Genomic DNA, 19,622 nt, shown 5'->3' with positions numbered 1-19,622 from the left:
GTTTAACGATCTCATAGAGTTGAGTTTCCGTTACGCAACAACTTGTTTATATAAATGTTAATCCATATGTATTAGCCCTTCTTCGTTCAAAACACTGTTGTCTCTTATTTTCTACATAAATGATGGAGATAATACACAAACCTTTTAGAAATTCACTTTCTAAAAATTCGTTAAACTTTGATTGTCAGATATTTATCCATTAGATCGCTTTTTATAAATAAATAGTATAATTTCCTGTTCTATTTGACAACATTAGCTGGCCACTTAAACAAAGTGCTTATGATTTCTATAAAAAAATCAGCCGCAGCGATGTTAACATCGTTGCGGCTGATTCGAAAAACTAAACAATCAATATTTTCTTAACACACTGTCAGGCAGGGCTCTTACGTCTAATCCGAAACTCCGGTTCAGGTTCGCCCAGTTGTTACGGCCATCCTGATAAGCCGGGTTTACGATCATCGACTGATTATAGTAGTACGATGCCAGTTCGAGCTTCCGACGGTCGTTCTGCATCAGCCCTTCGTTCTGGTAGATCACGCCCAGGTTGTTGTACGCCGGGGCATACGCCGAAGCCGCCCGGATCGTCTGTTTGTAATAGTACTTGGCCGAGTCCACATTCGGAATAATCTTCTGGAACACGTAGGCCATTGAGAAATAGGCCTCGCCGAAGTTCGGATAAATCTGCGTCGACTGCTGGAGGTGGTTCAACGCCAGGCGACCATAGCGGTTTGCCTCTTTGTCCTCAAACTGCATATTCTGCTGAGCCACGGCTACTGAGTCGGCCGGAATCCGCTTCGTTTGCAGCCGCCGTTGCAACGTATCAATCTGCACCCGGCTTTTCAGGCCTTTTTCGATCCACTCATTCGCTACGTGTCGCTGCACCTGGCAACTGTTCGGCGCATAAGGCAAAGCAGAATTGAACAGCACGAAGTTACTTACCCAGTCTTTGTTCCGGTCTACGGTCTTGAACGAATAAAGCCCCGTTACGACGGCCATCAATCCAAGCAGTGGGGCATACCGTACCAGCATACTGCGCTGAACACCTGCCGGTGCTGCCTCAGCAGTGGCTACGTCGGCAGGTTGTGGGCGGTCTCGCACCAGCAGTTTCTGCAATCCCCAGATCAGCACAAACCCAAAGCCCATCACGGCTGCGTACAGAAAACGCTCGGCCAGAATACCACCGCGAAACAGGATAAAGCCGAGGCCAGGTGCCATGGTCACGAAGAACCAAAACAGGCCAAAGCCCCAGAGCGTCCGCCTGATAAAGCCTTTGATGGTCAGCCAGCCCAGCGCTACCAGTGAGAAAAAGCCGGCCCACGACAGCATATCCCCTTTCCCGCCGGATGGGATTACGTTGTAGGAGTAATCATAAACCAGCGGATGCGGCAAAAACAGCAGCCGGATGTAGTACATGAAGAACTTAAACGTAGTCGACTTTTCTGTCTTCTCAATGGCATAGGGATAGTTGGCCCAGTCGACCGGCGGCTTACCGCTCAGCGTACCAATCATCACTTTCTTCTGATAGAAGAACAAAGCCGCTACAATCAGGAACGGCCACAAACTTCCCAGCGACTGCCACACATTCCGACGCGCAAACCAGTACTGCATGGCCGGGATCAACCCCAGGCTGACAATCGACGATTCTTTCGACAGGAACGCCAGGTAGAGCGACACGCAGGCCGCAAAAATCCAGCCCCACTGTTTGGTTTCCAGGTAGCGCCAGTGCGCCAGCAACATGAGCGAAATGAACAGGAAGCTCAGCAGTTCGTCGCGGCCTTTGATATTGGCTACGATTTCGGTATGAATGGGATGCGCGATGAACACCAGTCCAATCAGAAAGGCCGTGATGGTTTGCCTGGGCAACCACTTTTGCAGCAGCGCGCCAATGACCAGCCCCGTCAGGGCATACAACACCGCATTGATTATGTGGCTGATGTTCGGACTATCCTTGAAATATTCCTGCTCCAGCGCAAACGTGATCAGCGACAAGGGTCGGTAGTAGCCCAGCGAAATGTTGCTGAAATGCCAGAACTCCGTACGGAGCAGGTCAGGAATACCGGCAATCCCCTTTTTCACAAACAGGTTTTGGCTGATGGCCGCGATGTCGTCGAGGACGTAGCCGTGCCCGAAGGTGTTGATATACAACGCAAAGCCAAGCAGCGCCAGCACCACCGACGGCCACCACGTTACGGCCTGTACCTCAATAGGTAACTCTACGGCAGCAGACGATACAGGCGGCTTGGGAGGAATAGGCCGGGGCGACGTACGCACGGCCTCCGCCGATCGAACCGGTCGGGTCTGCGTAGCGGAAGGGGTCAAAGCAGGCTTTGGCGCGACCGGTCTGACCGGACCGGCAGGTTGCTTCTTTTTTGCCATAACAGCAGTTAACTCGTCAGTTTTCGCTCAGATTGCGACTCATTCTTGAACAAATCAGGCGCAGTTTAGTAAGCGACTTATTTAGTAGTGTAAAGTTCAGGAAGGATGTCAACAAAATCAATTCTATTGGTTTATCAAATCAAAACTATTATCAATATCCTGATAGTAGCTTTGTTGCTGAGCCAGTGTTCACCCAACAACCTGCCTCCAACTACCTCAGGCTCGACAACGCCCACCCGCGACGACCACCTTGCGCTGGGCAACCCAAGCAAAGCCTCAACCGATGATCCGAACAATTATCTGCTGGTGAAATCTGCCTACGTGCTGTCGTTTAATCGCCAGCGCGGTATTGCCAACTGGGTTAGCTGGCATCTGAGCACGGCCTGGAAAGGGACCAGCCCCCGCTCCAACGATTTCCGTCCTGACCCGGCTCTGCCCTCAGGCTGGTACGCGGCCAGAACATCTGATTACACAAACACCGGCTTTGACCGGGGCCACCTCTGCCCTTCCGACGACCGCGACAGTTCGCCGGACGACAACGCGGCCACGTTTCTGCTTACCAATATCGTGCCACAAGCCCCTCGACACAACCGGGAAGTCTGGAAAAACCTGGAAGACTATAGTCGTCAGCTTACGACCAACGGTAATGAGGTATATATTATTGCTGGTACGTTGGGAACCGGCGGTACCGGCCAGAATGGCTACGCCACCCAGATCGCCAATGGCAAGCTGACCGTCCCGGCGTCGCTCTGGAAGATCATTGTTGTACTGCCAACCGGCTCTGACGATGCCGCGCGCGTCTCAACCGAAACCCGTATTATCGCCGTCAACATTCCGAATACCCAGTCGGCGGCCGATAAACCCTGGCAGGCTTACCTGACCAGCGTTGATGAGCTGGAAAAACAGACAGGCTACGATTTTCTGGCCAACGTACCCAGGGATGTGCAACGCGTGATCGAAAGCCGCATCGACGGAACCGTCAACTGATAATCAGGCCACAGCTACGGCAGCAGATACCGGTTCGGCAATAGGTAGCCGCTTGGTTCGGTGCCGCATCACGGCAATCACTTCGTCATCATCGCGGAAGGCGCCATTTACGTTGACGACGTGAGCCGCCAGCTTATCATACCGCTTGCGCATCAGCAGTATGAATACCTGCAGGAAGTCAAGACCATCGAAAATAATCGCCTGGTTCTGGGCGTATTTGTCGATGGTTTTCAGAAAGAACGTAGGGTGTTCCGTCCAGTGCATGGCCGGCCGTACGTGGTGGCTGATGTGATAGCCGTCGTTCCAGCACTTCCGGTTGTATTTGACATTGATGCACGTGATGCTGTTTTTGTAGGCGTTGCCTGGATCGTCGGCATCAACGAATGCGTGCTGCGTCCAGTTACCCAGCATCGCTACCATCCGATACACCAGAAAGGGCAGGATAAAGACGATTACGGTAGCTGGCCAGTTGACAAAGCACAATCCAATACACATCACGATGAACAGTACCTCTCCGGCAATGGCCCGGTACGCCAGCTTCATGCGGTTCTTTTTACGTAGATAACTCGTCAGATCAAAAATTCCGAAGAACAGAAATGCGCTGAAATAATGCAGGAAACTGCGCAGGCTATCGCGCTGGTACGCCATTGTGCTGCTGTCGTCGTCTTCGAGGTTGTTCTCGGGGTGGTGCATACCAATGTGGTGGCTGAAATACGTTTCCGGCGTCTGGCCGAAAAACGGAGCCACAATCCACGGCAGGTAATTGTTCATCCACTTATACTCCGGCTTAAAAAAAGGCCGGTGGCTGGTGCAGTGCAGCATAAGGCCAAACGGCCCCTTGAATGTAAATGTCGTGATGTAGATGTGCAGCAGTGCCAGACTCCACCAGAGCCAGCCCGTCACGAAGGGCATAAATAGCAACACACTGATAGGGATGACGGAGATCGTAATGCGGAGTGTCAGGTAAATGAATGGCAGGTCGCGCTCATCTTTAATAAATTGTAAAAAGAAGCGGTCAAGCCGATCATAAGGGCGCTCTACAAACGTAGGGTCCTGAATTGTGCCAAGTGCCTTCATCCGCAAATACGGGGGTTAAAAGGTTGGGTTTAGGAGTATAACGAAGAGAATGTCTATAGATTGGCTACAGGGTTAGTAGCACCAATTAATTTTTGGCCACAGCATGTCCACCAAACTCATTGCGCAGGGCCGCTACTACCTTACCCGAGAACGTATCGTCTTGCAGAGACCGGTAGCGCATCAGCAGCGAAAGCGCAATAACAGGTGTTGGCACGCCCAGATCGAGGGCCGTTTCGAGCGTCCATTTACCTTCGCCGGATGAGAACATCCGTCCTTTGATTTCATCCAGCTTGGCGTCTTTGCGGAAGGCGTTTTCGGTCAGTTCCATCAGCCAGCTACGAATCACAGACCCGTGGTTCCACATCTTGGCCACAGCTTCAAAGTCAATCGGGAACTGGCTTTTCTGTAGTACCTCAAAACCCTCGGCAATGGATTGCATCATGCCGTATTCGATGCCATTGTGCACCATCTTGACGAAGTGCCCGCTGCCTGCCGGACCGGTGTAGAGATAGCCGTCTTCCACCGAAATGTCGCGGAAAACCTGGTGCAGCGGCTCGATGACGTCGGGGTCTCCGCCAACCATCGTACAGGCACCATTCAGGGCTCCGCTGATACCGCCACTCGTGCCGCAGTCGAGGAAGCCCACGCCTTTTTCTTTCAGATAAGCGTGGCGACGGACCGAATCCTGGTAGTGTGAGTTACCGCCGTCAATAATCACGTCACCAGGCTGTACCAGCGGCAGCAGTTGTTCAATAACCGTATCGACCAGAGGGCCGGCCGGAATCATGAGCCAGAGCACGCGTTTTTCAGGCAGTGCGTTGTAGAGATCAGACAGGGTCGTAACGCCCTCTGCGCCTTCAGTTTTTATGGCATCTACTAACGATTGATTAATGTCGTAGCCGACTACGGTGTGCTTGTGGCGAAGAAGATTAACGACAAGATTATAGCCCATCTTGCCGAGGCCAATGAATCCAATATGCATAACGATCAGTGGTTTGGGGTACAAATTGGCAATTTTTTCCCAATGCCCTTCCCTTCAGTCGCTTTAATTTTATCAAAAATCGCTTTGAGCGGCCACTAACTGGTTTACAAGCGTTGTTTATGAAAAAGTCGCTGCCAAACCAGACCCAGGGCAACTCCGATCAGAGCACCGACCGTATCGGCAATGGCATCCTGCACGTCGGCGCTCCGATTAATCGGTAGAATTCCCTGACAAATTTCGATGAAACCGCCGTATAAGATCCCGGCCAGCAATACCGGCAAGGCTCTGTAGCCAGCCAGCACCCACAACAAACCAAACGGGACAAAAATGGCAATGTGCATCAACTTGTCATGCCAGAGAGTAAGCACCGGCGGAATATCCGGTCCCGGTACCGAGCAGCCCAGAAAGATGATAATCGTCCAGATGATGGCTACTATGCGGAATAAAACAGGATTGTTCATCAGGGTGTATTGGTTCACTGAATTCGTTTATACGGCAAAGGTATATCATTCTAGCGCTTCAGCCGATTTGCGGTCAGCAGCAGAAAAAATACGATCAGGCTCAGCAGGTAGACAACATTCCGCGAGTCGATCAGTCCCCGTCCCAGCGCCTGATACTGCTCATCAAGCGCAAAGTAGGATACGTAGTAGGACAATCCGCCCAGAACGTTCAACCCGGCAATTTCGCTCAGGCCCATAAAAAGCAGGAAGCAAAAAAATACGCCCAGCACGAACGCAACGACCTGGTTGTCGTTCAATGATGACGCCCACAAGCCAATAGCCACGAACACCCCCGCCAGCAGCAGCAACCCAATGTACGACCCGGCCACCCCGGCCGAGTCAATATTGCCAACGGGACTACCCAGTTGATAGAGCGTTACGTAGTACAGCAAGGTTGGCACCAGCATGAGCGCCACGAGCAGCCAGCTCGCCAGAAACTTACCGGCGACCACGCTCCAGCGGCTAACCGGTTTAGTCAGTAACCACTCCAGCGTACCGGTACGTACTTCTTCGGCGATGGACCGCATCGTAACGGCTGGCACTAGAAACAGCATGACATAGGGTGTCAGATTGAAGAAAGACCCCATATCGGCATAACCGTAGTCCAGCAGACTGGTGTCGGGAAAAACCCAAAGCAAAAGGCCCACGGCTGTGAGAAACACAACCATGATGATGTAGGCAATGGGCGAACTGAAAAATTGATTTATTTCTTTCCGAAAGATAGCCAGCACGGTTTAGTTTGCAGTTTGACGGTTGACGGTTGTGGTTTGCTGCTTTACAGTCCTGTCGACCGTAAACCTACAAACTGCAAACCACCAACTTCTTATTCAAACGGATTTGCCTTGTTCCGGCGCATAATGGCCGCGATAATTAACGTCAGCAGGACGCCGATCAGTATTGACCCAAAAATTCCAAATACAAACAACAGGCCGGGGCTCTGAAAGGATTGCCCCATTTCAATAGCCTGATCAATCTGCTCGTCGGACAACTGGCCCTGCTCCTCCAACTGCTCGCGCGTCTGGTCCATCAGGCGCTCCTGAAAGCCGGGATCAATCACTGTCATGTAGAAAACGCTGAAGGCCGACGACAGAACGCCGGCAATGGCGGAGGCCAGGGCCCCTAGTCCAACCCCTTCGCCGTAGGTCATGTAGCCGCCGTTTGCAGTACGGAATTCACGCATGGCCAGTACCAGACCGGCAATGAAGATACCGTAAGTCAGCACACTCAGGCCACGGTTTGTGGTCAAATCCAGGGTAAAAAGTACAATTGAATAGATAATCGTACCAATGCCTATAATCAAACCCCATTTTAAAGCAACACGGGCAGTAGATGTTTTTTCATCCATTGAACTAAGCGGTTAGGTTCGAAAAAGTTGGTTTATCGCAGCACACTGTAGTCCTGCTTGCGGAAGATAAGCGAAATTATAAGTACCGGCAACACCGCCAGAATTGTTTTCTTCGTCAGTTCGTCGGGCAAGAGCACCCCCGGTTCCATACTGTTTACCTGCTTCCACTGCTCATCAAAGGTGGCTTGTCCCAGCTTCTCAACGATCTGCGGTTTTCCTTCCAGCAGTAACTTTTTCGAATTCGCTACGTATTCGGTAAAAACACCAGGATCGACGAATGCAATGAACAGGTAGATCAACCAGCCCGTTACGAGAGCCGCTACCGTGTTAAGCACGTAGCAGATGCTGATGCCCTCCCATAAATGCAGCAATCCGTTCCCGACAGTCCGGCGGTAGTACCAGACGGCTGCTATCATCAGAATAATGTGAATGCCGAAATCCAGTGACCGGATGTTGCCCAACGGGGGGACATCCACCGCATAGAGCGCCAGAAAGTATACGAAACACAATACGCCCGTCAGCAGTCCAAACAGGAGCGGGAGTTTCAGCAGCGGTTGATTGAAATACGCGATGATCTGCTTCATAGGACGTGGTGAAACTGGCCCTGATACACCGTTCCGATGGCACGACCCGTCAGCGTCTGCCCCAGAAACGGCGAATTTTTAGATTTTGATAACGACCGGTCGAAGGTCCATTGTTTCGCCGGGTCGAACAGCGTCAGGCTGGCGGATTGCCCCTCGGCAATACTAATGGTCGGCAACCGTAGAATCTGCCGCGCCCGTATCGTCAGTTTTTCGATAATCTGACCCAGCGATAGCCCGGTGTTGTACGTGACGACGGCAGCAAACAGCGTTTCCAGACCCGTAGCGCCAAACTCGGCCTGATCGAACTCCAGGTTTTTGCTTTCGGCATCCTGGGGCGTATGATCCGACACAATGGCATCGATCGTCCCATCGGCCAGGCCCTGCCACAAAGCCGCTACGTCGTCGGCCGACCGAAACGGCGGATTCACTTTCAGGTTTGTATCGAAGCTGGCCAGCGCCGAATCATCAAAAACGAGCTGATGAGCCGCCACATCGCAGCTAACGGGCAGGCCACGCTGCTTGGCCTGACGAATCAGCTCAACCGAACGAGCCGACGAAATAGTGGAAAAGTGAAGCGCCGGGGGCTGAGGGCTGAGGGCCGAGGAGTCTGAGTCCCACGCTCCATGCCCTTCGCCCAGGGTGTAACCCAGCAGCCGCAGGTCGCGTTCAACGATTAACTCTTCTGCAATGGCCGGTATCCCTTTCATGCCCAACAACGTACTCTGTACCCCTTCGTGCATCTGTCCGAAGCGGGTCAGCATCTGCTCTTCCGGCCGGTTTATGAGCAGGCCACCAATAGGTTGCAGGTACTGAAGGGTTTTCAGCAGCAGGTCCGGATTCTGAAGGGGATGCGACCCATCCGAAAATGCTACCGCTCCGCCATGATGCAGATCGATCATGTCGGTAAAATCCTCACCGGCTGCTTTTTTCGTGATGGCAGCAATGACATGAACGCTGACCGGCTGCCCTTCCGCCATCCGCCGGACGTAACCCAGCGTACCTTTCGTATCAACGACTGGCTGGGTGTTTGGTAGAAGAGCAATGTCAGTAAAGCCCCCGGCTGCGGCTGCCCGACAGACACTTGTAATGTCCTCCTTATGTTCAAAACCGGGGTCCTGGGCCAGCACCCGTAGATCGACCCAACCCGGCGATACGTGCAGATTAGGCTCTTCAATGATCCGGGCGTTATCGGGTGTAGTGATGTCCGTACCGATCTGCTGAATGAGACCGTTTTCGATCAGTACATCACAAACCTGCCCGTCGGCCGACGAAGCCGCATCCACAATGTGCGCAGCGCGAATGAGTAGTTGCATAGGTTAAAAAAAAGCCCCACGGGCAGTGAGCCACGCGGAGCCTTTGGACAATCGGTTATGGGCCATCAGGCACCGACTAATTCTTTGTACGCTTCGGCGGTTAACAAGCCGTCGACCTGGCTCGCGTCGGCAGGTTTCATCCGGATCAGCCAGCCCCGGCCGTAAGGATCACTGTTGACCAACTCGGGCGATTTTTCGATCTCCGTGTTTATCGCCAGCACCTCGCCCTCGATGGGCAGAAACAGATCGTTTACGGTTTTTACGGCTTCCACGGAACCGAATACGTCACCTTTACCAAGCGACTCGCCAACCGTCGTTACATCGATAAAAACAATGTCGCCCAGTTCGTGCTGCGCGAAATCCGTGATGCCTACCACGGCCGTACCGTCATCTTCTATCCGAATCCACTCGTGGTCCTGCGTATAACTCAGTTCAGCGGGGAAATTCATTCGTATCGTTCTGGTTTGTTCCGCAAAATACGGTAGCCGGGGGCTGATTTGCAAATGCAGTCTACAACTAAGCGAGCCCGACCGGTTATACTACTTCTGCGATACGGTACTACGGTTGGGCGACCAGTTGCTGCCGCTGATTCGGTCGTTGCCCTGCCGCTCAATCATCCACTGCGGATACGGCTTCGGTTTAGCACTGACCTTATCCAGTTCGGCCATTTGCTCGTCGGTTAACTTCAGTTCGGTGGCCTTAATGTTGTCGGTCAGTTGATCGTTGTTTTTAGCTCCGATGATGACACTCGTGACGCCCGGTTTTTTCAGCACCCAGGCTAGGGCCACCTGCGCCACCGATACCCCATGTTCGTCGCCAATACGTTTCATGACGTCGATGATGTCGTAGGCGTATTCCTGATCGACGGGCGGAAAATCAAAGTTCAGTCGGCGGGAGCCGTCGCTGGGTTTATTGTCGCGGGTGTATTTGCCGGACAGGAACCCGCCCGCCAGCGGACTCCAGGGCAAAATCGCCATCTGCTGATCCTGCACCATCGGTACGATTTCGTTTTCGAGGTCTCGACCGGCAATGGAATAGTAGTTTTGGGTAGAGACAAACTTACCCCACCCATGCTTCTCGGCAATTCCGTTGGCTTTCATAACCTGCCAGGCTGCCAGGTTACTGCAACCGATGTAGCGTACCTTTCCGCTCCGCACCACATCTTCCAGCCCCCGCATGGTTTCTTCGAGGGGTGTAACAGGATCAAAGCCGTGAATCTGATAGAGATCAACGTGATCGAGTTGCAGGCGTTTCAGGCTACCGTCCAGTTGCTGCATAATTTGCAGGCGCCCCAGCCCCACCTGATTCTTGCCGTCGCCCATGCGACCCCGCACTTTGGTAGCAATGACGAGTTCGTCGCGCGAGAGACCGAGGTCCTTGATGGCCTGCCCCAGCAAGGTTTCTGATTGCCCGAAGGAATAGACGTTGGCCGTGTCGATGAAGTTGATACCCTGCTCAACGGCCGTTTTAAGAATGTCGTTGACGGCTTCCTGTTGCAGTTCGCCAATGGCCTGCCAGTAACCGTTGCCACCGAAGGTCATGGTACCCAGGCAGAGTTCGGACACCAGTACGCCGGTGTTCCCGAGGAAGTTATAGTTCATGGTCTGATTGTATAGTCAGACAATGAAACCCATTCAGCGCCGAAAAGTTAGCCACTATGCACGATTCGCCAACTAAGCTATAAACACTCGGATAGGGCTATGATCATTGGTCAGCTTAACGCATGGGTACTGGGAGATCATCCTCGTATTTTTCCCGAAAGTGCTGCTCAACGACATCCCAGAGTACGTTACCGGCCTGATCAGAATCAAGCCTGTATTGTTTGATCAACGCTTTCCGTACCGAATTTGACAGTAACCAGATCGGCCGGTTGACTATGTGGCTGTAGCTTTTAAGCGACTGCTCGATTACCTCGTCGTACGTAGCAAAATGATATTGATGGTTAATCGCTGATTTGGGGGCTTCCGCCAGCGCTTTTTTCGTCGTTACGTCGTCATGCCAGAGCTTGGCAATACAGGCGAACTCCCCCCGGAAACTCGGGTTGCTATACACCTCTTCCACCAACGCCCGGTAGTCTGCCAACAGACTGTCGACAAGCTCTTTTTTCGACAAGTCCCAGTACCACCATGATGATGGATTTTCTTTTTCTATAGCGTACTGTCGTTGAAGATCCCGTTTAAACTGGTCCAGCAACGACCTGTATGATTCTTTCAGCTTAGCACTATATACGTTAATCCGCCGAATGGCTGTGTTCTTTTTACCAGAGTTTCCAATGTTGGTATAGGATGCTTCCAACTCATTTGTGGGCTCGGCAACGGTGGCCTCTTCATCAACCGTAGGTTCAAGCTTCCTCAACAGATACATTAGCGCATTAACGCTTTGCCACTGACCAATCTCATCCAGTTGCGCAAACCGACGAAGCAGTTCTTCCTCCGACAAAACGCCCTGCCCGTATTGTACGATGATCAGTTCCTCTTCTAACTTCATGGCGCTCGGTGCTTGTGTGGTCGCTTACCTAAGTTACGAGGATTTCTGCTTAAAAATGACAGCCCTGATGAGCAGTTGCTCATCAGGGCTGTCATTTTTATTGATCGGATCGCCTTACTCAGCAAGATTGAACTTTACCTGTATGCCACCGGCCGTAGTAGCCCGGCGGAACGAGTTCGATACCAGCGGATCGTTGAACGTCCGGTCGAAGTAGAAATTCAGGTTCAGACGGCGGCTGACAATGTAGCTGACCTGCGGCCGCAACTGGAAGTTTACGTTGCCGGCCGTAATGGTGAACTCGTTGTCGAGCTTCCGCTGGATAGCCCGCGTATCGCGGAACGTCAGGCTGCATGAGAACGTCAGGTCGTTTTTCAACCGCTTATAGGCTCCGTTAATACGGAACGGCAGCCGGAAGTTGTTGCGCGTAAAACCCACCGATGCCGTCAGGTCTTTGTTAGTCAATTCGGCAACCTGTGCGTTCGACAGGTTCAGCGCTACGTCGCGACTCTGATTATACTCCAGTCGGCCGCTGATCCGGTTCCGGGTCTGGAACTGTACCCCCAGCATTGGTGCAAACTTCTCCGACATGGTGATGGTACTCATTGCAAACACCGGCACGAACTGCCCTTGGCTGTTAGCATACGCGGCCAGCGGATAACCCGTTACGGCCAGGTTTACGTACAGCGCCCCGTATTCCAGGTTCGAGACGAAGTTGCCAACGCTGTAATTCGACGTGTAGCTATGCGTAAGCGTAAACGCGCTGAACTGCTTCCGGATGAACGGCAACCCCGACAGGCCGTTGTAATCGACGCGCCAGTTCGGCAGCGGGAAGTTATAGAACGGCGACAACTGCGCTTTCTCCTTCGGCTGACCACTGTAGGCAGCAAAGAACGACGGGATCAATACGTCCTGCGAGTTTTTATCATATTGAGCAAGCTTTTCGGGATTGGCCTGAGTTAGTCGGTCAATGAAATATTCCCGATACTCCTCAAACCGGTCGAAGATTGGCGATGAGTTGTCTTTTCGTAACCCGATAAACGCAGTTCGGAACGACCAGAACGACATGTTAAACTGACCATTACGTACCGGCGTCTGCGTTTCGAACGGTCCGCCTTCGACCCGTGGCCGGTAGTATTCCTGGTACGCATCGGTACGGGTCAGCCGCCATTCCACCTGCATCCGGAAATCCCGGAACGGTTCGAGCGTTGTTCGGGCGTTGAAGTTTTTCGAGACTGATTGCTGGAACGCGGTGTTCTGAACAATACTTGGCGACAGCCAGCCCCGTTCGGCGGCCCGGTAGTGGATGGTTCGGTTCTGACTTCCCAGCACAAAACCCAGCCCCGGTGCATTATCCTTCGACAAGCCGAAGAACGACGGCGTCGGCAGGAAGCCCGGCAGAATCGTCGACTCCTGAATGGTATACGAGAAATTGATCCCCCGCACCGTCAGCAACGCCCGCGTAAAACTCTTGAGCAATTTGCTTTCGCTTCGTTCGATGTCTTCAATATCACCTGGGTTTCGGGCAAAATTCTTTCGTACCGGCGATGGCGTATTGGCCCAGCGCAGGGCCGCAATCTTGTTGTACAGGCGAATCAGATCCACCCGACCCGTAATACCCCGCTCACGGTTGTTCCGGACAATGTTACCGAACGGAACGCCCGTGGAATCGGCAATGCCGAATGAGTTGGCCTGGAACTGATAGCCAATGCCGTAGATGGCATCGGCCGCCATCCAGTCGAGCAGCGGGATCTTGTCCAGCGGCAGGCGGTACGTAGCACGGATATCCTGTACGAAATTCTTGATCCGGCCAAACCGCCTGATGCTTTGCAGAATCGAGTCACGCTTGGCCTCGGAATTTATATCGCCGGCCGGTTCGTCGATGATTGAGTTCGCTACGCCCCGATACGTCACCACGAGGTTGCGCGTCAGGTTCCAGGTCAGATCATAGTACCGATTGAACAGGAAGTATTTCTCGAACTGCGGTATGATGCCCTCCGTCGTCAAATCAGAGTTGCGTAGCTGCGTTTTGACGAAGCTGCGGTCCATATCCGTCCGGATGGAAACCAGTGTGGGCAGCAGTGTCAGGTTAAAATCTTTCAGCCAGCGCAGGTACGGAGCATCGAACGACTGCCGGTTCCGGAACGGCTCGAACGCCCTCGGCTGGCTACTGTACGTGTACGAAATCCCACCCCGGTACTGCCGCTGCACGTACTCGTCGGTCAGGATGTTGGTCCGTCTGGCGTCGTTGAAGGCATAGGTGAACGCGAAGTTCTCAAAATCCCAGAAGTGCGCTTTTGCATTCGGGTTCGTTTTCACCTTCCGAACGTTCGAGAAGTTGTAGCCCCGGCGCGTTGAGTTATCCTGCACCAGTCGGCGATAAGCCGCGCGTTCGTCCACATTTTCGATGATCGACAGCGATTTGTCGAGTTCCGTATCCGGATCAAGTGGGTTAAAATGCGGGTCGACCTTCCGGTTGTCGTAGTTCACATAAAGCGGAATCCGGAACCCCCACCGCTCGGGCAGGAACTTATCGACCGAAATGGCCGACGAAATGCCAAACTCACTGGTTGTTTCCTTTGTCCGGTCACCGATACGAGTCTGTACGCCACCAAAGCCGAAAGTTGAGATCCGGCCCGATGCCGTCACAGTCGCTACGTCGGCCAGTTTGGCGTTCACCGATCCGATGGCGGCTATGCCCCCCTGCTGGTCGAATCCATTGGCCCGCAGTTCGTTTACCCAGATCGTAAAGCTTTTCGGTCGCTCACCATCACCCTGGATTTTCGGGTTTCGCACCCCAATCATCACCGTCTGCACCGAACTCAGGTCAGGGTTACCTACCACCGTGATGATGTACTTACCATCCGACGAACGGCTGCTAAACGGCAACGATGTCCGGCGGGTTAACTCCTGATTTCGTTTCAGTTTAAGGTTGATGAAATCTTCGAGCGCAATATCCAGTTCGTTTTCAACGGGCCAGACCAGACTGGGATCTGTTACGCCTTCGCGGGTTGCGGTCAGATTCGGGATCTCTACTTCGTAATAGTTATCCGTAAAGTCGGTGCCAATCCGCACAAACGCCGATACCTGACCACTCTCATTCTGGTCGTTGTGCATGTGGATGAACATCTTCAGCCGCTCCCGAAACTGAAGATCGAAGTTGGTGTTCCGGAAAGCTGCCCGGGAGTCGCCGTCGCGCAGGTTCGTCACGCTCATCCGCATCGACTGCTCGTTCAACTCAACCTGATTTACCTGCGTGTAGTCCCGGTCGCGTCGATAGCCCGGCGGTACGGTGTAAATGTATTTATCGCCGGTTCCAGCCCCTGCCACATCCCCGTTTTCTTCAATATTTACCGTCGAAACCGTAAAGTTGGCGTCATACGGTTCTGGGACCTCCTGCAAGCCCCGCTGGTTCAGATCGCCGGTGTACTTACGATACTGGTTGGCTTCCATTTGCAACTGCGCAAACCGCAGTACTACCGGCTGTTGAAAGTCAGTCAGGTACATCCGGACAAAGCGGATCGATTTGAAACCGTTGATATTACCCACCTTGCGCAGGAACTCCCGTACCGGTATCCGGAACTGATACCACGTAACGGGCTGCGGCAGCCCCTGCGGCTGCGTAACGATTTTATCGACAATGTACCCCTGCCCAACTTCCAGCCGGTTTGGCCGCAGGTCTACTTCATATTCGTAGTACGCTTCGTTGTCGTTGATGGTGTTGTCGATATTCAGATCCTCAATGTCCGGCAGGGTCGACGATGCCGGCGTCAGCAGGTTGTTCGGATCAGTAACTTCGGGGGAGTTGTTTTCCATGCCCATAAACCGTTTATAGCGGGCCACAACATACTTCTGCTGATCAGCCTGTTCGCCAAGATAGAACCGGAAATCATCGTTAGACGGGTCGTTCTCAATCTCGTTCAGGGCTTCGCCCGTAACGCCCCGAGTCCGGAGCGTATTCAGGTAGTCACGGAAGAATGTTTGCTCGTCCGCGTTCTTCAGACCGTCCAGGCCAATATCCTGGTTTTCGCGGCCACCGCTCTGGAACGCATTGGTTACAAACTGCTGGAGAGGTGCGCGCCCCCAGGCTGTCCGCTCCGTACCCAGTTGCCGATTTGTACCGGTTGTATCGCCGTTGGCCGGGAAACCGTTCTCAAACTGGTAACGGCCGTCTTTGACCACATCCTCCGAAATGTCCCCGAGGTTGAAAATCAGTTTACCACCCGTTGTATTATTCGTATTCCTGGAATCATCCGGGCTACCCCGCACTACGCCGGACGGCCCCTGTACGAAGGGGTCCATCAGCCAGAACGTGATGTTCTCGACGTTGGCATTATCAAAGTCAATGTCCGACGCCACCGCCCGCGTAACCGACCCAAAGTTTTGCCGGGGGTTAGGCAACCGGCCATCGGGGGTCAGGTTCGGGTTATAGTTGTACATCCCCCGTTCGTTTGGGAAGTACGATACGTCAAGAATGCTCTCCGGCAACTGCACAACCCGCGCCGACCGTCCTTTAAACAGATCATTGGGCAGGAAGTACCGCTCGTAGGCAAATGCATTCAATTGTTCAGGATCGATACCGGTCGATACGGTTCGCAGGCCGGTGGTTCCGTAAATAGTCGGGTCAACGGAATACACCGAAATCCGCGCCCGGTTATAAGCATACTCAAGCGGGTTGCTGAACGACCCCTGGGGGAACTGCTGTGGCGTAGCGCCCAGCCGCCAGCGAGTCGGCTGACGTGTCAGGTCGTAGATGGTACGGGCGGCTTCAAAGTCGTCGATGAACGCGTCATTATTTACCCGGGGATTTACGCCCGGCAGCAGTTGCGCCACTTCGCCCTGGAATTGAATCGTCGATAACTCTTTCGTCTGGATCAGCGGCAGGGCGTCCAGCAGCCGGGTCAGCGCCCGCGACTCCTTGCGGATATTCGCATCGAACCCAAGAATGGTGTTGTTGACCGGTTCATTACCGATGGCCACACGCGTCAGGAAACCCGCGGGCGTTTCGCGCATCCGCATGGCCGTCATACCCAGGTTCACGTCCGGGCTCAGGCTGTAGTCCAGGCGCGTACCCAGCAGCGTCCGGATCTGATTCTGAAACAGGTCGGGCTGCTCGAAACTGATGCGAATCTCGCGCCCCGAGTTCGTTACGCTTTCGTTCACAATGCGCAGCCGCCCGGTCTGGCTTTCGAGTACGTAGTCCTGGCCAGCGACCAGCGGTACGCCCCCGGCCGTTACCTGTACCGACTGTTCGTTGACACCGTAGGGAAGCTGTACTTCCGCCCCGTTGCCCGACTGGTACGCCCCCCTCAGAAAGAACTTGTTTTTATCGGCGATCTGCTGCGCATCGGCCAGTGTGGTGCGGTACAATTCATTGAATACATACTTGGCACGCAGGGCTTCTTCGCCGGGCAGGAATTGCCGCTCAAGATACGACCCGAAAGGCTCCAGTATGGGGAAGATAATTTTACCGTAGCGGCTGTCAACGGTGTAGTTCTCGACAAAATCAAAATTCCCGTCGGGCTGAGCGTCCAGTTGCTGATTGAGCCGGTCCATGCCAAATACCTGCACCAGCGGCCGGTTCTGAAGCTGCGTACCTTCCTGGAGGTTGGGGTTATCGATACCCGTCAGGTCGTCTTTATACACAATCCGTAGCTGGAATCCCTGCCGCGCGATCTGAGCCGTATTGAGCGAATAGATGTTTTTCATCATCAGGTTCCACATCGGCAACTGGAGGTTGTTGCGGATCGTCGACGACTTCAACAACTTCAGTATCAAAACCTCTCTGGGCTCACGGCTTTGGTAGTCCTCGGTTAGCTCACCGACTTTGTAGCGACGGCCCTGGTACGTGTATTCGTAGGCAACGGCCAGGATTTCGTCGTTGCGCAGGGGCGTTACGAGCGAGATATAACCCAGATCAGGCTGGAGTTTAAATTCACGTTCGGTCAGCCGTTTGGCCCCCCGTAACAATTCAAAATCTACAGTTTTTTGCAGGTTGTACGTACTGGCCAGCACCTCGTTGGTTTGGTCCACCTGCCGAAGAGGATTCTGCGGATTGGACGTCAGTCGGCCAAACAGCCCATTAGCCCGGTTGTCGGCGGGCGAACTACGGTTGATCGGCTGTAGGTTTGGGTTGTTGGCATTGTAAGGTGAGCCCTCGCCCAAATCCTGAAAACCTACGATATTCCGCAGCGACTCGGTCGTATTGGTCCGGTTGGTCACGTACACTTCAATCCGCGTAACGTTGATGCCCGATGTGACCTGCGGCAACGACCGCAGCGATTGCTCGTAGCGGCTTCGGAAAAACTGCGACAGAAAGAAGTGCCGGTTCTCGTCGTACTGATCGGCCCGGATCTCAAACGGCCGGTTCGACGTACCGCCCCGCAGTACGATCTCGCTCTTACGCGACCGCTGCTGCGACGCAACGACCGTAGCCCGCAGTTTGCCAAAACGTAGCTGTGTTTTCACACCAAACAGGTTCTGAACACCTGGAATCAACTGACTCGGTACGGCCCAGCTAATATTACCCGCTTCCAGGCCCTGGATAATGCTTTCGTTCTGCGGCTGAAACTGCCCCGGCACAGTTGGTGTCGGCAGGCCGTTCTGCAACGGGTTCTGTACGTTGTTGAGGGGATTGGACGGTAACCCGCCGATACCATTTGATCCAATCGACGGCAATCCACCGGCGGGCCGGTAGTTCAGTTTCAATGCGTTCTCAAAGTTGAACGCAGCTTTGGTATCAAAATTGGCCAGTACGCCCAGCCGTTCGCCAACCTGCCCGTTGAAGTTAATACTGATCTGCTCGTTGAACAGGAAATTACCGTTCCGACGCTGACGTACGGGAATTACCGGGTTATCAATAAACTGGTATAGATACCCAAAATCAAGGGTTACGAAGCCATTTGGCTTAAAATTCACGCCCCCTCCGCCAAACAGCCGGTCGATCACCGGTGGTAGTTCCAGTTTGGGAACCAGCCCCCGACCTGTCACCGAACTTTGACCATCCCGCCGGGCACCATACTCCCGCCATAAATTTTGTTGAACACGTTGGTTCTGTAACTGGTTATAAGTAGAAAACGGAATGATCTCGGCCGGACGGTACGGTAACCCATAATTTGACGGAGGCAATGCCCCGCCAATTGGAACACCCGGCGAAAGCGTTCCCGGTGGTGTAGTCGTTGGTGTTGCAGCCGAGGGTGGCGTCGTTAAATCGCCCGAGCGGCCCTGTACGCTGTTGGGAAGTGGAGCGCCGGACAACGACACGCCCGGCCGGACGCGCTCAGTAACGCCGATGCCACCAGTTGGGTCAAGCTGGAAATCGGTGGAAACGCCCTTAGGGTCGCGCAGAATATAGGGAGACTTCGACGGCCGTTCTGAAAAACGAGTTGACCGACGGTCGGGCCAGTTGACGGTGGGCCGACGGTTGGCGCTGCGAGCGGCCCGGATGCTGTCGTTACGCTCCTGAATGGCCTGCTTGATCGAATCGGCACGAAATGCTGCGCGTCGACGGGCTACGGCCCGCGCTGAATCGGCTGCGGCCTGCTGGCGTCGGCCTGCATTCCGCCGTGGCTGATCCTGCGCGTGGGAGAAATTAAGGCCCAACAAAAGCCATACTACCGCTACAAGCCACACGTTATGCCCCCTATCGGGATTGATCAACGTGGTTAAGCGCAGGTAGTTGAGTATGTACTTGTGAACAAGGTAAGGGTTCACCATTAGGGGGTACTTTCAGGTTCAATAGTGGTAATCTGACGGTTAAGTCCTATCTACAAACGGCCAATATCGGGCCAATCGTCTAATAGCGCAGTATATTTTTTAAACGTTCATGAATCGTGCCATTCAGCAGCCATGTCGAGTTTGACGAATCGTAAAACTACGAAAAACCTACATCTTTTATAGAACACTAACGAAACGGGCGCTTAACTATTTTCCGATTTGTTCACGAACAATGTCTCATTTATCCGTTCGTTCTGA

General features: G+C 53.4%; 13 protein-coding genes. 1 reads left to right on the top strand and 12 read right to left on the bottom strand.

The window, feature by feature from the left end:
- Nucleotides 1–348 precede the first annotated feature (348 nt).
- The gene (locus tag BN8_RS30585; protein ID WP_009285845.1) at nt 349–2,376 is read right to left on the bottom strand and encodes an MFS transporter; all 2,028 of its coding nucleotides are present in this window, start codon (nt 2,374–2,376) and stop codon (nt 349–351) included.
- A 105-nt stretch (nt 2,377–2,481) separates the two neighbouring features.
- Here BN8_RS30585 and BN8_RS30580 point away from each other — a divergent pair, with 105 nt between their 5' ends.
- Nucleotides 2,482–3,363: a DNA/RNA non-specific endonuclease gene (locus BN8_RS30580; RefSeq protein WP_009285844.1), complete on the top strand. Its 882-nt coding sequence runs from the start codon at nt 2,482–2,484 to the stop codon at nt 3,361–3,363.
- A 3-nt stretch (nt 3,364–3,366) separates the two neighbouring features.
- Here the strand turns inward: BN8_RS30580 and BN8_RS30575 are convergent, their stop codons facing one another.
- From BN8_RS30575 to sov, 11 genes are all read right to left on the bottom strand, one after another.
- Nucleotides 3,367–4,440 (bottom strand): fatty acid desaturase family protein, encoded by a 1,074-nt coding sequence (locus tag BN8_RS30575; RefSeq protein ID WP_009285843.1) that lies wholly within the window; start codon nt 4,438–4,440, stop codon nt 3,367–3,369.
- An 85-nt stretch (nt 4,441–4,525) separates the two neighbouring features.
- Nucleotides 4,526–5,422, bottom strand: a complete 897-nt coding sequence (gene gnd, locus BN8_RS30570) for a phosphogluconate dehydrogenase (NAD(+)-dependent, decarboxylating) (protein WP_009285842.1) — start codon at nt 5,420–5,422, stop codon at nt 4,526–4,528.
- Between the two features lie 104 nt (nt 5,423–5,526).
- The gene (locus BN8_RS30565) at nt 5,527–5,901 is read right to left on the bottom strand and encodes a VanZ family protein (protein WP_229368489.1); all 375 of its coding nucleotides are present in this window, start codon (nt 5,899–5,901) and stop codon (nt 5,527–5,529) included.
- Nucleotides 5,902–5,933: 32 nt separating this feature from the next.
- Nucleotides 5,934–6,653 (bottom strand): gliding motility-associated ABC transporter permease subunit GldF, encoded by a 720-nt coding sequence (gene gldF, locus BN8_RS30560; protein ID WP_009285840.1) that lies wholly within the window; start codon nt 6,651–6,653, stop codon nt 5,934–5,936.
- A 92-nt stretch (nt 6,654–6,745) separates the two neighbouring features.
- The gene (locus BN8_RS30555; protein ID WP_009285839.1) at nt 6,746–7,267 is read right to left on the bottom strand and encodes a DUF4199 domain-containing protein; all 522 of its coding nucleotides are present in this window, start codon (nt 7,265–7,267) and stop codon (nt 6,746–6,748) included.
- A 32-nt stretch (nt 7,268–7,299) separates the two neighbouring features.
- Complete coding sequence (locus BN8_RS30550) at nt 7,300–7,851, bottom strand: DUF4199 domain-containing protein (protein ID WP_009285838.1); 552 nt, start codon at nt 7,849–7,851, stop codon at nt 7,300–7,302.
- Nucleotides 7,848–9,164, bottom strand: a complete 1,317-nt coding sequence (locus BN8_RS30545; protein WP_009285837.1) for a dihydroorotase — start codon at nt 9,162–9,164, stop codon at nt 7,848–7,850. Before BN8_RS30545 ends, BN8_RS30550 begins: the two co-directional genes overlap by 4 nt.
- 65 nt (nt 9,165–9,229) lie before the next feature.
- Nucleotides 9,230–9,613, bottom strand: coding sequence for a glycine cleavage system protein GcvH (gene gcvH / locus BN8_RS30540; protein ID WP_009285836.1), 384 nt, complete (start codon nt 9,611–9,613; stop codon nt 9,230–9,232).
- A gap of 90 nt (nt 9,614–9,703) precedes the next feature.
- Nucleotides 9,704–10,765, bottom strand: coding sequence for an aldo/keto reductase (locus BN8_RS30535; protein WP_009285835.1), 1,062 nt, complete (start codon nt 10,763–10,765; stop codon nt 9,704–9,706).
- A 115-nt stretch (nt 10,766–10,880) separates the two neighbouring features.
- Nucleotides 10,881–11,651, bottom strand: a complete 771-nt coding sequence (locus tag BN8_RS30530) for a DUF5958 family protein (protein ID WP_009285834.1) — start codon at nt 11,649–11,651, stop codon at nt 10,881–10,883.
- Nucleotides 11,652–11,765: 114 nt separating this feature from the next.
- Nucleotides 11,766–19,364: a T9SS outer membrane translocon Sov/SprA gene (gene sov / locus BN8_RS30525; RefSeq protein ID WP_009285833.1), complete on the bottom strand. Its 7,599-nt coding sequence runs from the start codon at nt 19,362–19,364 to the stop codon at nt 11,766–11,768.
- Nucleotides 19,365–19,622: the final 258 nt, after the last annotated feature.

Origin of the sequence: Fibrisoma limi BUZ 3 (assembly GCF_000296815.2) — a bacterium.
GTDB lineage: Bacteria > Bacteroidota > Bacteroidia > Cytophagales > Spirosomataceae > Fibrisoma > Fibrisoma limi.
This window is presented reverse-complemented; position numbering and strand designations above follow the sequence as displayed.